Below are 15,723 nucleotides of genomic sequence, written 5' to 3' on the forward strand. Positions count from 1 at the left end.
TCTCACTTAGTTTAGTTTTCTCTGTCGGTCGACCACCTCTCCAGGTGGCGACCTACGCTGTCAATTTCAATATCTCAATGAACTTTTTGTCTCTCTTTTGCTCGCCGACAGATCGTGTTCTGTAGTCACTCATTGTCTAAGCGGGTGCAAATGTACAACTCTTTTTTAATCCCGCAATACTTTTTTAAAAAAATATTTCAAAAATTTTTAAGAGCGTCGCTTTTGCCTTTCCGGACTTCTCTATCTGTCCTGCTAAGCGGGTGCAAATATAGACCGCTTTTTCGTTCCCGCAAATTAAATCATACATTATTTTGAAATATTTTTCCGGTAAATCACTAAGGGTTTGAAACGCTATTACTTAAGGAAAAAAATAAATTTACGGCTTTTTATACCTTAATATATATACTATTTTTAGGCTTGTTATTGCGTTAAGGATTGAACGGCATGTTTGAGCTCTCCCAAGGCGCCGTTTTAGCGCCTTGGGAAGCGAGTAGTGAAAGCCTGCCCCATAACCGCAAAAACGGTTATGGGGAACGCCCAAAAAATAATCACAATCCATAAAGTGGTTATTGCACACCGCCGAAACTAATAGTATCTTTGCACCCTAAAATTTTTGAGTATATGATAGCCATTACCTTACCAGACGGAAGTGTAAAGCATTTTGATGCAGGGGTTACGCCTATGGACGTGGCCAAAAGTATTAGCGAGGGATTTGCGCGAAACGTGATCTCGGCGTCCTTTAATGATGCAACTGTTGAGACCACCACCCCTTTAACTGAAGACGGAAGCCTGGTGCTTTATACCTGGAATAATGAGGAGGGCAAAAAAGCTTTTTGGCATTCTTCCGCACATATACTGGCGCAGGCTCTGGAACAATTGTACCCGGGAATTAAATTGACCATTGGCCCAGCCATTGAAAACGGTTTTTACTACGATGTAGATTTTGGCGACAAAACCATTTCTGAAAAGGACTTAAAAGAGATTGAAGACAGAATGCTGGAAATAGCTCGCGGAAAACATGAATTCTCAATCCGCGAATCTTCTAAAGCTGATGCGTTGGATTATTATAAAAAACTAGGCAACGAATATAAAGTAGAATTGATCGAAAATCTGGAAGACGGAACAATTACTTTCTGCGACCACGATACATTTACTGATTTATGCCGAGGCGGACATATTCCGAATACCGGAATCGTAAAGGCCGTGAAGCTGATGAGCATTGCCGGTGCCTATTGGCGTGGTGATGAAAAGAACAAACAGCTTACACGCATCTATGGCATCAGTTTTCCGAAGCAAAAAGATTTAACTGAATTTCTTGAATTGCTTGAACAGGCAAAGCAACGCGACCACAGAAAACTTGGCAAAGAACTTGAGCTTTTCACATTTTCGCAAAAGGTGGGGCAAGGACTTCCATTGTGGTTGCCAAAAGGAGCGGCACTTCGCGAGCGACTCGAGAACTTCTTAAAGAAGGCCCAGAAAAAGGCCGGCTACGAAATGGTGGTTACGCCCCATATTGGCCAAAAAGAACTTTATGTTACCTCTGGCCATTATGCTAAATATGGAGCTGACAGTTTTCAGCCAATACATACGCCAAGTGAGGGCGAAGAGTTTTTATTGAAACCGATGAACTGCCCACACCACTGCGAAATTTATAATAGCAAGCCGTGGTCTTACAAAGATTTGCCAAAGCGTTTTGCAGAATTCGGTACCGTTTATCGATACGAACAAAGTGGCGAACTTCACGGGTTGACCCGTGTTCGCGGGTTTACACAGGATGACGCACATATTTTCTGTACTCCGGACCAATTGGATGATGAGTTTAAAAAAGTAATTGATTTGGTTCTGTACGTTTTTGGTTCGTTAGGTTTTGAAAATTTTTACACACAAGTTTCATTGCGCGATCCGGAGAAACCGGAAAAATATATTGGAAGCCTCGAAAATTGGGAAAAAGCCGAAAAAGCAATCATCAATGCCGCCGAAGCAAAAGGGTTGGATTATAAAATTGAATACGGCGAAGCTGCTTTCTATGGTCCGAAATTGGATTTTATGGTAAAAGATGCACTTGGACGAAACTGGCAATTGGGAACAATCCAGGTAGATTATAATCTTCCGGAACGTTTCGAATTAGAGTACAAAGGTAGCGATAACGATACCCACCGTCCGGTTATGATTCACCGTGCGCCCTTTGGAAGCATGGAACGTTTTGTAGCTATTTTACTGGAACATACGGGTGGGAATTTTCCGCTTTGGTTGATGCCCGAACAAGTGAGTATATTATCATTAAGTGAAAAATATGAAAAATACTCACAAAAAGTTTTAAATTTGCTTGAAAATGACGAAATTCGCGCCCTTGTTGACAATAGGAACGAGACAATTGGCAAGAAAATCAGGGAGGCTGAAATGAACAAAATCCCGTATATGTTGATTGTTGGCGAACAGGAAGAAAAAGATGGAACGGTTTCTGTACGTAAACACGGCGAAGGCGATCTAGGCACAATGACACCAAAAGCCTTTTCAGAATTGATTCAACAAGCAATAAAAGAAGAATCGAAAGAATTTAATGTTTAACTAAAATTAGTAAGCCATAGCAATACGAAGAAAAAGAAGTAGAGGCCCTGCAAGGGTAATTAAAGAAGATCAACACAGAATCAACGGAAAGATTCGTGCGGAAGAAGTACGCCTTGTAGGTGATAATGTTGAAATAGGAGTTTATCCTTTAAAAAAAGCGCGTGAAATTGCTGAAGAGCAAGAGCTCGATCTCGTGGAAATTTCACCAAACGCAAACCCGCCAGTTTGCAAAGTAATAGACTATAAAAAGTTTGTTTACGAGCAGAAAAAACGTGAAAAGGCGCTAAAGGCCAAAGCGACCAAGGTTACCATTAAGGAAATCAGGTTTGGGCCAAATACCGATGATCACGATTACGAGTTCAAAAAGAAACACGGCGAAAAATTTTTGCAGGAAGGTTCAAAATTAAAAGCGTATGTTTTCTTTAAAGGACGTTCCATCATCTACAAAGACCAAGGCGAAATTTTGCTTTTGCGTCTTGCCCGGGATCTTGAGGAATACGGAAAAGTAGAGCAAATGCCAAAACTGGAAGGCAAGCGAATGATTATGTTCATTGCCCCGAAAAAGAAATAATACTTCATCTTTCAAAAGAAATTGAAGTTCACAATAAAGCGAAGTAATAAATAAAAAGTAGGAAACATGCCGAAACAAAAAACAAAATCCAGTGCCAAGAAGCGTTTTAAGCTTACTGGTACAGGTAAGATTAAAAGAAAGCATGCGTTTAAAAGCCACATCTTAACAAAGAAGAGCAAAAAACGCAAACTTGCATTGACCCATGACGGGTTGGTGGACAAGGCCGACGAAAGCAATGTTAAGCAAATGCTTCGAATGAAGTAATACAGCTTAACCGGTTAAAACAATTATTTAAACCCTGGAGTAGTGCAATAAAAGTATTCACAATGATGGATCGCCTGCTACAAAAAAATTAAAATTATGCCAAGATCAGTAAATTCAGTTGCGAAGAGAGCCCGCAGAAAAAAGGTTCTTAAACAAGCCAAAGGTTACTTTGGAAGACGTAAAAACGTATGGACGGTTGCCAAAAACGCTGTGGACAAAGCGATGCTTTATTCATATCGTGACCGTCGTGCAAAAAAGAGAAATTTCAGATCCCTTTGGATCACCCGTATCAACGCGGGCGCAAGACAGCATGGAATGTCTTATTCACAATTTATGGGAAGTTTAAAAAATAGCGGAATCGAGCTTAACCGTAAGGTTTTGGCCGATTTGGCGATGAACCACCCAGAGGCTTTTGCCGCAATCGTAAAACAAGTAAAATAAGACATTAACTATATTATTTCGCCTAAAGACCGCTTCAGAAATGAGGCGGTTTTTTTATGCAAAAACTTCAACTAAAGAAGTTTGACTATCTTCGTTAAAAATAGACGAATGCCTCGAACCGTACTTTTTCTCTCTATAATGCTTTTCGTTTCGGGAGGTTTTATTTTTGCCCAAAAAGGCACCGGAAAACTATACAGAATTGACAGGTATGAATCTATCTATCTTCCTTTAGGAAAAATTTCCTTTGCAGATAAATTGATTGAATATAAAGTTGGTACTCCTCCACCCATTCAAAAATACAGGGATAGCATACAATGCCTTCACGAACCGAATTACAAAAATTACCAAACTCCAAATTTTGTTTCCCTGGGTTGCGGCGGTAGTTTGACTGTAGAATTTACAGACAATGGTTTTATGAACCTGCCGGGCGACGATCTTTATCTTTTTGAAGTTGGCCCATCTAAAGAGCCTGCCAAAGTTGAGATTTCCGAAAATGGAATGGATTGGATTTATGCGGGAAAAATTGCCGGCGGAAAATCTTCTATTGATTTAATTAAGGAAGGTATTGATACTGAAACCGTTTTCTATTTTCTCCGGATAACCGATTTAAAAGACCTTTGCAAAAGCAAAAGTGCCGGCGCAGATTTGGATGCTATTGGAGCCATAAATAGTGTGATAAAACTTACGATTAATGCAGATGTGTTATTTGATGTTGCTAATTATGACTTGAAAGAAACTGCCAAACAAGGACTCGATTCTTTGGCGGAATCTATTCGGAAAGTAGATAAGGCAACCATATTGGTGGAAGGCCACACCGATAGTGATGGCGATGAGAATTCAAATATGTTGCTTTCTGAAAATAGATGTATTTCAGTAAAAAATAGACTGATTGAAATTTTTGGGGAAGATTCGTTATATGAATTCGAGATAAAACCGTACGGCGAAAGCAAACCGTGTGTTCCAAATGATTCCGAAGAAAACAAACAGCAAAATAGAAGGGTGGAAATTACCGTCTTACCGTCGCGGGATTATTACGAAAGCATTTCCAGGGAATAGGTTTGAGGTGTGAGGTATAAGGACTTTGTAAGATTTAGGTTTTCTGTTTCTTCTTCTTGGCAGCAGGAAACAAAACGTTGTTCAAAATAAGCCGATAGCCCGGAGAATTGGGATGGAGCGCCAGTTCAGTCTTGGCATCCCCTACCCTGTGCTGGTAATCCTCGGGGTCGTGGCCGCCGTAAAAGGTAAAGAAACCTTTTCCTTTTATTCCGTGAATATAGCGAGCCTCGCCGTTTGTTTTGTTCTCTCCCATAATTAAAACATTACTTTTAATTTCATCAGGGTCAAAAGAAGTTGTTTGCCCCATAAACCCTTTTACCAAAGCAGTATGATTTTGGTTAAGCATCGTTGGGATTGGGTCCCATTTTGCGGAATAATCCATTAATGTAAAATAATCACTTTCCTTGGCAATCCTGCGCTTTTCGGTCATGTCAATACTGGAAAATTCATAGACCATTGGACTGCGTTCCAGAATAAAATCTTTAAAAGCAAAAGTTTTATTGTAATCTATTTTGCTTTGATAGCCCGGTTCGCTCGGGTCGCCGTCAAACATCGGTTCGCAAATATCTACGCCTTCAGCAGAAAGGGCAATGTCAAAACTATCCGTAGCGCTACACATCGCAAACATAAAACCGCCGCCAATAACATAATCGCGTATTTTTTTTGCCACATCCAGCTTTGCTTCTGAAACTTTATTGTAACCCATTTTTGCAGCTAACGCTTCGGCTTTAGCCTTTTCTTCAATATACCATGGCGCAGAACGATAGGCTCGGTAAAATTTGCCATACTGGCCCGTAAAATCTTCGTGGTGCAAATGCAGCCAGTCGTAAAGAATGAGTTGGTCGCCCATAACCTCTTCGTCGTAAATTACGGTATAGGGAATTTCGGCATAGGTTAAAACCATCGTCACGGCATCGTCCCACGGAAGATTTCCTTTTGGGGAATATACCGCGATTTTGGGCGCTTTCTCCAAAACAATGGCGTCCATATTTTTGGACGGGCTGCTTATATCAGTAAGAATTTGTTCGGTTTTGCTGTCGGAAATCACTTCAAAAGAAACTCCACGAATCTGACATTCCTTTTGAATTTCGGGAGAATCTGGCATCAAAAAAGAACCGCCGCGATAATTCAGCAACCATTTCACTTTTTGCTGCTTTTCCAAAACCCAATACGTAATTCCGTAGGCTTTTAAATGTTCCTTTTGGCTTTCTGCATCCATTGGAATAAGGATGTAGGAAGCTGAAGCTTTTAGGGAAAAGAGTATTAAGAATATGACTAAAATAAAACGTTGCATCGTGCGAATATAACGACAATTTTTAAGCCATGTTTTAGATATGAATAAATATAATTCGAAATAAGGGCCTTTCAACTGCGCCCAAGGTGACATTTTACTTAAAACGGCACATCATTATCCTCGTCAATGGAAAAATCATCGTTCATCGAACTTCCAAAAGCTTCGTTTGGAGAGGGCAGATTCTTGGTTTTAAAAGTATCGTCATTTGCGGCATCGTTCATTCTGGAATGGATTTCCATCGGTGTATCAAAGGTATCGAGGCTTTCAAACTTACCGAGATGGCCAATAAACTTCAAACGGATTTCATCCAAACCACCGTTACGGTGCTTTGCAACAATAAACTCCGCCTGTCCAGCTGTTGGCGTGTGCTCCTCATCGTCCCATTCATCAATTTTATAATATTCGGGACGATAAATGAAGGAAACGATATCTGCATCCTGCTCAATCGCTCCAGATTCCCGAAGGTCGGAAAGCAACGGACGCTTGCTGCCGCCACGGGTTTCAACGGCCCGGGAAAGCTGTGAAAGTGCGATTACTGGGATGTTCAATTCTTTCGCCAACGCTTTTAAGTTTCGGGAAATAGTGGAGATTTCCTGCTCGCGGTTCCCCCCTTTTTGGCTTCCGCCAGCGGTCATCAATTGTAGATAATCTACAATGATAAGTTTGATGCCGTGCTGGGATGAAAGCCTTCTCGCTTTGGCGCGTAAGTCAAAAATGGAAAGCGAAGGTGTATCATCTATAAAAAGTGGCGCTTTTTCAAGCCCTTTTACTTTCACGTTGAGTTGTTCCCACTCGTGCTTTTCAAGATTTCCGGTACGTAGTTTCTCGGAACTCAATTGTGTTTCGGAAGAAATCAAACGGGTAATAAGTTGCACCGAAGACATTTCCAAAGAGAAAAAAGCTACGGGAATGTTGTGTTCCACCGCTATATTCCGCGCCATGGAAAGCGTCAAGGCTGTTTTACCCATACCCGGACGGGCAGCGATGATTATCAAATCACTCGGTTGCCAGCCGGAAGTAAGCTTGTCCACTTTCGTAAATCCTGATGGCACTCCGGAAAGCCCCTCTTTATTTGCAATTTCCTCAATCCGTTTCTTTGCTTGGATTACAAGATTCTGTGCAGTTTCTGAAGAACGCTTTATGTTCCCTTGTGTTACTTCGTACAATTTCGCTTCAGCGTTATCCAGAAGGTCGAAAACGTCGGTGCTTTCATTATAGGAATCCTCAATTATTTCGTTTGAAATTTTTATCAAACTTCGCTGAATATATTTTTGAAGAATGATACGCGCGTGGAATTCAATATGTGCCGAAGAGGACACTTTTTGCGTCAATTGTATCAAATAAAACTCTCCGCCAACGAGTTCGATTTTGCCCTGCTTCTTAAGTTGTGTTGAAACGGTTAATAAGTCCACAGGTTGGCTATCTTCAAACAGATCGTGAATAGCTTCAAAGATGTGTTGGTGTGCTTGTTTATAGAAAACTTCGGGGTGTAGGATATCTATTACTTCATCGACCCCTTTTTTGTCAATCATCAAAGCTCCGAGCACAACTTCTTCTAAATCAATAGCTTGTGGCGGTATTTTGCCCTTTTCAAGCGATATGACCTGCGAAGAGCGGGTTGAAAAACTGGTTTGAGGTTTGATTTTTTCCATGAAGCGAATGTAAAGAAAATGTTAAGAGAAATGTATTGTTTTTTGTCTTACTATATTAACCATTCTTCAACAATTGAACTGTTGAAAACTGCAAAAAATTGTTGATAACCCGTAAAAAAATCCGAGGCTTCCACCTCGGATTTACGGTAAGTTAAGCTATTGTTCGTTTTAACCTTTGAACTCGCCCATTTCCAAATATTTTTCCATGCGATTCTTAACTAAATCGGTTGGGGATAACATTTTTAGGTCAGCATAATACTTCTCGATAGCACCTGCAACAGTTGTAAAAGTTTTTTCCCGATCACTATGGGCACCACCCAAAGGTTCCTTTACAATTTCATCGATAAGTTTAAGTTTTTTCATATCTGTCGCCGTAAGTTTTAGAGCTTCGGCGGCCTGTTCCTTAAATTCCCAGCTTCTCCATAGTATAGATGAACAGCTTTCGGGGGAGATTACGGAGTACCAAGTGTTTTCAAGCATCAACACTTTGTCTCCAACACCTATTCCCAAAGCGCCTCCACTTGCTCCCTCCCCAATGATCACAACAATAATAGGCACTTTTAAGCGTGTCATTTCCAAAATATTACGGGCAATGGCCTCCCCTTGTCCCCTTTCCTCTGCTTCCAAACCAGGGAAAGCCCCAGGTGTATCTACAAAACATACCACAGGTACATTAAATTTTTCAGCAGATTTCATTAATCGCAAAGCTTTTCTGTAACCTTCAGGGTTTGCCATTCCAAAATTTCTGAACTGGCGAGTTTTTGTATTGTAGCCTTTTTGCTGGCCCACGAACATATAACTCTGATCGCCGATTTTTCCAAGGCCGCCTACCATTGCCTTATCGTCCTTAAAGTTTCGGTCGCCGTGCAGTTCCAAAAAAGAATCGCCACAAATGGCATTTATATAGTCCATGGTGTAAGGCCGGTCCGGATGGCGGGAAAGCTGTACGCGCTGCCAAGGCGTAAGGTTTTTGTAAATTTCCTTTTTGGTTTCTTTCAGTTTCTTTTCAATCTGCTTGCAGGTATTGGACACGTCCACATCACTTTCCTCGCCAATTAGACAAGCTTTAGTGTATTGCTCCTGTAATTCTTTTATAGGGAGTTCAAAATCAAGATATTCCATAATTTTTTCCTTCTATTTATAAAGGTTGGTGTACAAAGATAAAATTTTGTTTTAGGTGTTATGCAATCTTCTTCGTTTTCTTTCTTGGGTTATTTTTATAATTCCATTCGCAATAACGGTAAGTAGTATTATAAGAGCGCCGTAGTAAAATTGCGGACTCATGTTTTCAGAATCGCCCAAAACGATGAGTGCCAAAATAATACCATACACGGGTTCCATATTTATGGTAAGCATTACCGTGTAGGGGCTTATCCATTTCATAACCTGAATGGAAGCAATAAAGGCATAAGCGGTACAGGCCGAAGCCAAAATTATGAGATAAATCCAGTCGTGGACCGAAACAGTAAAAAATTCTGTGTTGAATTTTCCCCCGAAAGCGAGATAAATACTGATGCCGATAACCCCAAAGAGCAATTCATAAAAGGAAATTGCCGATGCCTTATGCTGCAAGACAAATTTTCCATTGATTACTGAAAAGAGCGCACTTAAAAATGCTGAAATAAGCGCCAAAATAATGCCCAAGGTATAGGAAGCTTCTACGTCGAAAATTATGTAAAGTCCCACTACCACTATTAGTCCGAACAATACTTCGTATAAAATAATTTTTCTTCCGTAAAGCAAAGGTTCCAAAAGCGATGCAAAAAATGCTCCCGTGGAAAGCACCGCGAGCGTCACCGAAACATTTGAAGCTTTGATCGCCCCAAAAAAAGTGAGCCAATGCAGGGCAATAAGAATTCCCGCAAAGCAAAACTTGCCCAGCGTTCTAAGTGAGAACCTTAAATTTTCCTTTTTGAAGATCAAAAAAAGAAAGACGAAACCTGCAGCCAATAACATCCGGTACCAAACCAGCGGAATGGCCTCAAGGGAAATCAACGCGCCCAAAACGGCGGTAAACCCCCAAATAAAAACTATAAAATGAAGGTGCAGGTAATTGAGGAGCTTATCGTTTCGCATTTCTTAAAAGATAGATGGCCAATATTCCGAAAATAAAATTTGGAAACCAAGTGGCTACGAAGGGCGAAAAATCACTTTGCTCTGCCATGGTGCCGAAAATTTTGTCGAAGAAAACAAAAACCATCCCGATACCAATACCAATGGCTAGGTTCAGCCCCATTCCGCCCCGCCTTTTTACAGAGGAAACGGCCACGGCGATTATGGTTAGAATATATGCAGAAACCGGCAAACTCCACCGTTTGTACCGGACCACCTCATAACGGTTAATGTATGAAGATCCGCGAGCCTTTTCCTTTTTGATGAAATCGTTTAGCTCGGTAAAATTCAATGTTTCGGCAATGTAGGTTACGGGAGTTAAGTCTTCAAGATCAAAAGAAAAAACGGTATCGAGCTTCGGCTTGCTTTCCAAAACGTCATCGAACTCTCCTATCTTTCTTTTGTTGTAATGAAATAGGGAATAGGTGCTATCCTTTTCGTTATATTTTATTTGCGCTGCGGAAATTTTATAGGTCATTTTATTACCCTCAAAATGTTCCAAAGTAAAGTTGCTGCCTATTTTATCGGTTACGTTGAAATAGCTAACGTAAATATAATCGTTATCATTTATCTGTGTGTAAACATTGCTTTGGTCCCTGTCCTGTTTTCCTTTTTTCAAATAATTATAGGAAAATTCATTGAAACCCTTGCTGGCCTTCGGTGCCAAATACATACTAAAAACAAGTGCTGCAATGCAAACTATGGTAGCGCCAATTATGTACGGTCGAAGAAAACGATAATAGGAAACCCCACTACTTAAAAAGGCAATTACTTCGGTATTGTTTGCCAATTTTGAAGTAAACCAAATTACCGAAAGAAACAAAAATAGCGGAAAAAGCAGGTTAGCAAAGTAAATGGTGAAATTGTACAGATAAATGAGGACCTCCATCAACGGCACCTCGTTTTCCAGAATCTTATCAATTTTCTCCGCGAGATGGACGGTGATACCGATAGGTATAAAAAGAAGCAAAAGGAGCGAAAAAGTCCCTAAGTATTTCTTTAATATGTACCTATCCAGTATGCTGAGCATGTTATAGTCTTTGATCCAGTTTCTTTACCATGCCGGTTTTCCATTCGGCAAAATCACCCGCTAATATATGTCTTCTCGCCTCACGAACCAACCATAAATAAAACCCAAGATTGTGGATTGTTGCAATTTGTCTTCCCAACATTTCGTTCACGGTAAATAAATGACGGAGATATGCTTTGCTATAATCTGTATCTACCCAAGTAATGCCCATTGGGTCTATTACCGAAAGATCTGCCTCCCACTTTTTGTTTTTAATGTTGATAATCCCTTCGGAAGTGAAAAGCATTCCATTTCTACCGTTTCTGGTTGGCATTACGCAGTCGAACATGTCAATTCCCAAAGCGATGTTTTCCAAAATATTCACTGGCGTACCCACGCCCATTAAGTAACGCGGTTTTTCCTTTGGAAGAATTTCAGTCACTACCGCAGTCATTTCGTACATTTTATCAGCGGGTTCGCCCACCGAAAGGCCGCCGATGGCATTGCCCTCCGCTCCTACCGAAGCGATATATTCCGCAGATTGTCTTCTTAAATCTTTATACGTACTACCTTGAACAATCGGGAAAAAAGTTTGGCCGTAATCATACTTCAAAGGAGTTTTCTCCAAATGTTTTATGCAGCGATCCAACCAACGATGCGTCATGTGCATCGATCGCTTAGCGTAATTGTATTCGCAGGGATACGGGGTACATTCGTCAAAAGCCATAATGATATCGGCGCCAATGGTGCGTTGTATCTCCATCACGTTTTCAGGAGTGAAAACGTGGTAACTGCCGTCAATGTGGCTTTTGAACTTTACACCTTCCTCTTTAATTTTTCTATTTGCCGAAAGCGAATACACTTGGTAGCCGCCACTATCTGTCAATATATTTCGGTCCCAATTCATAAATTTATGCAGCCCGCCAGCTTTTTCGAGAACCGGAGTTTGTGGCCGCAAGTATAAATGATAAGTATTCCCAAGAATAATGTCTGGGTTGATGTCTTCCTTCAACTCCCGCTGATGCACGCCCTTTACGGTACCCACAGTGCCCACAGGCATAAAGATTGGGGTTTCGATTACTCCGTGGTCTGTAGTTATTGTCGAGGCGCGGGCTTGGCTTTGTAAATCTGTGGCTTCTAATTTAAAGTGCATGCAGCAATTTTTATTGAGGGGGCAAAGATAGGATTTACGATTTTAGATTTACGATTTTATATTTATGAATTTTACGGGACATTCAGTGACTGAAGAATATCTTCAAATTTTAAAAAGTTATAATATTTATTACTGACGCCTCCACGCTTCGGTCATCGAGCATCAGGCTTCAAACATCCATCATCGCACATCCAAACACCCAGCAACAATGTTAACAAAACCCTCAAATCGTTAATAAAAGCCTACATTTCAACTTTGAACCCCTCTTTGAATACCTTACTTTTGAAACTGAAAATTAAAACACATTATGGCAGATTACAAAGCACTTGAGGATTTGGTGGTTCAGGTCCGACGGGATATTTTACGACAGGTACACAAAGTAAATTCGGGACATCCCGGGGGGTCTCTTGGCTGTACCGAATTTTTCGTTGCACTATACAATGAACTGATGGAACGAAATGAAAACTTCACCATGGACGGTATTGGGGAAGATTTATTTTTCCTTTCAAACGGACATATTTCACCTGTTTTTTACAGTGTTTTGGCACGCGCAGGATATTTCCCCGTGGAAGAATTGAACACCTTCCGTCTTTTAAATTCAAGATTGCAGGGACATCCCACTACGCACGAAGGTTTGCCTGGCGTACGTGTAGCTTCGGGGTCTTTGGGACAGGGCATTTCGGTATCTATTGGAGCGGCACTTACCAAAAAGCTAAACAAAGACAAACACATAGTTTACACTCTTTGCGGCGATGGCGAATTGCAGGAAGGCCAAAACTGGGAAGCCATAATGTATGCCGCCGGAAATAATGTGGACAATTTGATTGTAACCGTAGATTTAAACGGGCAGCAGATTGATGGTGCTACAAAGAATGTACTTCCGCTCGGAAATCTGAAAGCCAAGTTTGAAGCTTTCGGCTGGGATGTGATGGATATTGAAAAAGGAAATGACCTAAAAGCCATTGTTACAGGTATGAAAAAAGCGAAAGAAAAAACAGGTAACGGTAAACCCGTTTGTGTTTTGTTGCATACAGTAATGGGCAATGGCGTTGATTTTATGATGCACACCCACGATTGGCACGGAAAAGCGCCAAACGATCAGCAGTTGGAAACAGCGCTTTCACAGAATCCTGTAACCTTGGGAGATTATTAAAATTGAAAATAGTTCAGATGAAAAAATATACAGATACAGGTAAAAAAGATACGCGTTCAGGTTTTGGGGACGGACTCACGGAACTTGGAAAGAAAAACAAAGATGTGGTTGCACTTTGTGCAGACCTTACGGGTTCGCTTAAAATGGACGAGTTTAAGGATAACCATCCGGAGCGCTTCTTTCAAGTGGGTATAGCCGAAGCAAATATGATAGGCATTGCTGCGGGAATGACCATTGGCGGGAAGATTCCCTTCACCGGAACTTTTGCGAATTTTTCTACGGGAAGAGTTTACGACCAGATTCGTCAAAGTGTTGCTTACAGCGGAAAAAATGTAAAAATTTGTGCCTCGCACGCGGGATTGACCTTAGGTGAGGATGGAGCAACGCACCAAATTCTGGAAGATATCGGGTTGATGAAGATGCTTCCGGGAATGACGGTTATCAATACCTGCGATTACAACCAAACCAAAGCTGCAACCATTGCAATTGCGGACTCCGAAGGCCCTGTATATTTACGGTTCGGAAGACCAAAAGTTGCAAATTTCACTCCTGCCGACCAAAATTTTCAAATAGGAAAAGCAGTTCAATTACAGGAAGGGTATGACGTAACCATTATTGCTACAGGTCATTTAGTTTGGGAAGCTTTGCAAGCCGCGGAAACTTTAAACGAAAACGGAATTTCAGCCGATGTTATAAACATTCACACCATAAAACCTTTGGATGATGAAGCGATTTTAAAAAGCGTTAAAAGAACTGGTTGTGTAGTTACAGCTGAAGAGCACAATTTTCTTGGCGGATTGGGAGAAAGTGTTGCACGTTTACTTTCCACCCAGCATCCTGCCCCGCAAGAATTCATTGCCACAAATGACACCTTCGGCGAATCGGGCACCCCGGAACAATTGATGGATAAATACGGTCTAAACGCCACCGCTATCGTAAACGCAGTAAAGAAGGTGATTGCACGCAAATAAGACGTAGCCTAAATATTGCGTTTAAATGAAAAAGCCCCGCTTAAATAAAGCGGGGCTTTTTATATGTTACTTAAAAAGTATTATTTCTAAATAGTTGGATCCAAATAATCCGGAGTTCCGTTTCCGTTAGTGTCGGGAAAGGTAAGAACGCCGTTAATAATTTCTATTTCAAATTTGGTCAATCTGCCATCTCCATCATCATCATCGTCTAAATAATTTGGAATACCGTCACCGTCCGTATCATCATCCATCAAATATTGGTAGTCAAGATTATTTATATCTTCCATATACGAAGGTATGCCGTCATTATCGTGGTCCGCAACTTCAGATTCAAATAATTCAAACGAAAAAATAACCTGTTCATAAGGGTCCAAACCACCGGGAGCGCCAAAATTAAAATATGCCAAGCCAGATGGTATAAAAACCGCCCCAATGCCATAGTTCTCGAAGGTAAGAGTTCCATCGGGATTGGAAATAATATTGGAAGCGCCCTTAAATTCAATCATTGCCTGTTGCAATCCTCTGATTATGCCTTGTGAACCGGGCGATTCTACCAAACTAAAACGCACTGGGATAACTGAACTATCAAATAAATCCAAATTCATAAGCCTCCCGTCATAAGTATTGGTGGTATAATCTGAAAAATGGGGCGTTTCGCCACCGCCTTTACGAACCTCTAGGTAGTATAGTTTATAAACAACACTATTATCCACCACGTCCCTTACTTCTTTGGAAACAACCTGGTCAATCAACGGAACGACGGTATCATTTTCAGTCTCGATCTTACCAAATCTTAATTTGAAATTATCCGGATCTGATTGAAATTCCCAATAATTATAATAATGCGTCTGCAGAAACTTCTCTATAGAGTCTTGGGCGCGAATTGCCTCTTCACCCCGATCTCTTGGAGGGGGTCCTATTGGTCCATCATCATCATCTTTTTTACAGGAAACCGTAACAGCAAGGATTACAATTAAAAGCGCAAAGGCGTATTTTATTTTTATCATCATTAATTTTTTGTGGGCGCAAGATACAATTTTCCGTTATTTTTGCACCTTACATTAACGTTGTTTTGGGCATTATAATTATGAGGATTGATAAATATTTATGGGCGGTTCGATATTTAAAAACCAGAAACATGGCTACCCAAGCGTGCAAAAAAGGCGCTGTACGTGTGAACGGGAATATTGTGAAACCTTCCAGAGACGTTTATCCCGGAGATGCCATTAACCTTCGGAAAAATCAAATCAACTACCAGCTTGAGGTGCTGGATCTCCCCGAAAGCAGGGTTGGCGCGAAGTTGGTGGATTTGTACAGAAAAGATACCACACCCAAAGAAGCATTTGAAACTAATGAAATGCTGCAATACGCAAAAACTTATTATCGCAAAAAAGGCGTTGGCCGCCCAACTAAGAAAGATCGCAGGGATCTGGATGATTTTACTGAAATCACCGAAGATGAAACAGACGCGTAACAACC

The 15,723-nt window shown here is 40.9% G+C and carries 15 protein-coding genes; 8 read left to right on the forward strand and 7 right to left on the reverse strand.

Translation table 11 applies throughout. From position 1 onward, the window contains the following. Window positions 1-621: 621 nt before the first annotated feature. From thrS to MB09_RS15630, 5 genes are all read left to right on the forward strand, one after another. Window positions 622-2,568, forward strand: a complete 1,947-nt coding sequence (gene thrS, locus MB09_RS13310) for a threonine--tRNA ligase (RefSeq protein WP_045081423.1) — start codon at window positions 622-624, stop codon at window positions 2,566-2,568. Window positions 2,569-2,626: 58 nt separating this feature from the next. Continuing rightward, complete coding sequence (gene infC / locus MB09_RS13315; protein ID WP_076692462.1) at window positions 2,627-3,139, forward strand: translation initiation factor IF-3; 513 nt, start codon at window positions 2,627-2,629, stop codon at window positions 3,137-3,139. A 66-nt stretch (window positions 3,140-3,205) separates the two neighbouring features. Beyond that, complete coding sequence (gene rpmI, locus MB09_RS13320; protein ID WP_045081425.1) at window positions 3,206-3,403, forward strand: 50S ribosomal protein L35; 198 nt, start codon at window positions 3,206-3,208, stop codon at window positions 3,401-3,403. Window positions 3,404-3,499: 96 nt separating this feature from the next. Further along, window positions 3,500-3,844: a 50S ribosomal protein L20 gene (gene rplT / locus MB09_RS13325; RefSeq protein ID WP_045081426.1), complete on the forward strand. Its 345-nt coding sequence runs from the start codon at window positions 3,500-3,502 to the stop codon at window positions 3,842-3,844. Window positions 3,845-3,952: 108 nt separating this feature from the next. Continuing rightward, window positions 3,953-4,900 (forward strand): OmpA family protein, encoded by a 948-nt coding sequence (locus MB09_RS15630; RefSeq protein ID WP_084709133.1) that lies wholly within the window; start codon window positions 3,953-3,955, stop codon window positions 4,898-4,900. Between the two features lie 34 nt (window positions 4,901-4,934). Here MB09_RS15630 and MB09_RS13340 read toward each other — a convergent pair whose 3' ends face one another. The 6 genes from MB09_RS13340 to tgt all read right to left on the reverse strand — a co-directional run bounded on the left by MB09_RS13340 (window position 4,935) and on the right by tgt (window position 12,120). Next, window positions 4,935-6,194, reverse strand: coding sequence for an asparagine synthetase B (locus MB09_RS13340; RefSeq protein ID WP_084709141.1), 1,260 nt, complete (start codon window positions 6,192-6,194; stop codon window positions 4,935-4,937). Window positions 6,195-6,292: 98 nt separating this feature from the next. Continuing rightward, entirely contained in the window at window positions 6,293-7,846 is a 1,554-nt protein-coding gene (gene dnaB, locus MB09_RS13345) for a replicative DNA helicase (protein ID WP_045081428.1), read from the reverse strand. Between the two features lie 168 nt (window positions 7,847-8,014). Next, the gene (locus MB09_RS13350) at window positions 8,015-8,968 is read right to left on the reverse strand and encodes an acetyl-CoA carboxylase carboxyltransferase subunit alpha (RefSeq protein WP_045081429.1); all 954 of its coding nucleotides are present in this window, start codon (window positions 8,966-8,968) and stop codon (window positions 8,015-8,017) included. A 51-nt stretch (window positions 8,969-9,019) separates the two neighbouring features. Then, complete coding sequence (locus MB09_RS13355) at window positions 9,020-9,922, reverse strand: DMT family transporter (RefSeq protein WP_045081430.1); 903 nt, start codon at window positions 9,920-9,922, stop codon at window positions 9,020-9,022. Next, the gene (locus MB09_RS13360) at window positions 9,909-10,988 is read right to left on the reverse strand and encodes an LptF/LptG family permease (RefSeq protein WP_045081431.1); all 1,080 of its coding nucleotides are present in this window, start codon (window positions 10,986-10,988) and stop codon (window positions 9,909-9,911) included. The genes MB09_RS13355 and MB09_RS13360 overlap by 14 nt, the downstream gene beginning before the upstream one ends. A 1-nt stretch (window position 10,989) precedes the next feature. Then, complete coding sequence (gene tgt / locus MB09_RS13365; protein WP_045081432.1) at window positions 10,990-12,120, reverse strand: tRNA guanosine(34) transglycosylase Tgt; 1,131 nt, start codon at window positions 12,118-12,120, stop codon at window positions 10,990-10,992. Between the two features lie 307 nt (window positions 12,121-12,427). Between tgt and MB09_RS13370 the strand changes: the two genes are divergently transcribed. Both MB09_RS13370 and MB09_RS13375 read left to right on the forward strand, forming a co-directional pair. Beyond that, window positions 12,428-13,273 (forward strand): transketolase, encoded by an 846-nt coding sequence (locus MB09_RS13370; protein ID WP_045081433.1) that lies wholly within the window; start codon window positions 12,428-12,430, stop codon window positions 13,271-13,273. A 17-nt stretch (window positions 13,274-13,290) separates the two neighbouring features. Next, window positions 13,291-14,244, forward strand: a complete 954-nt coding sequence (locus tag MB09_RS13375) for a transketolase family protein (RefSeq protein WP_045081505.1) — start codon at window positions 13,291-13,293, stop codon at window positions 14,242-14,244. Window positions 14,245-14,330: 86 nt separating this feature from the next. Here the strand turns inward: MB09_RS13375 and MB09_RS13380 are convergent, their stop codons facing one another. Beyond that, complete coding sequence (locus tag MB09_RS13380; protein ID WP_240484840.1) at window positions 14,331-15,254, reverse strand: FKBP-type peptidyl-prolyl cis-trans isomerase; 924 nt, start codon at window positions 15,252-15,254, stop codon at window positions 14,331-14,333. Window positions 15,255-15,331: 77 nt separating this feature from the next. Here MB09_RS13380 and MB09_RS13385 point away from each other — a divergent pair, with 77 nt between their 5' ends. Further along, entirely contained in the window at window positions 15,332-15,718 is a 387-nt protein-coding gene (locus MB09_RS13385; RefSeq protein WP_045081435.1) for an RNA-binding S4 domain-containing protein, read from the forward strand. Window positions 15,719-15,723: the final 5 nt, after the last annotated feature.

This window comes from Aequorivita vladivostokensis, assembly GCF_000952855.1.
Taxonomy (GTDB): domain Bacteria; phylum Bacteroidota; class Bacteroidia; order Flavobacteriales; family Flavobacteriaceae; genus Aequorivita; species Aequorivita vladivostokensis.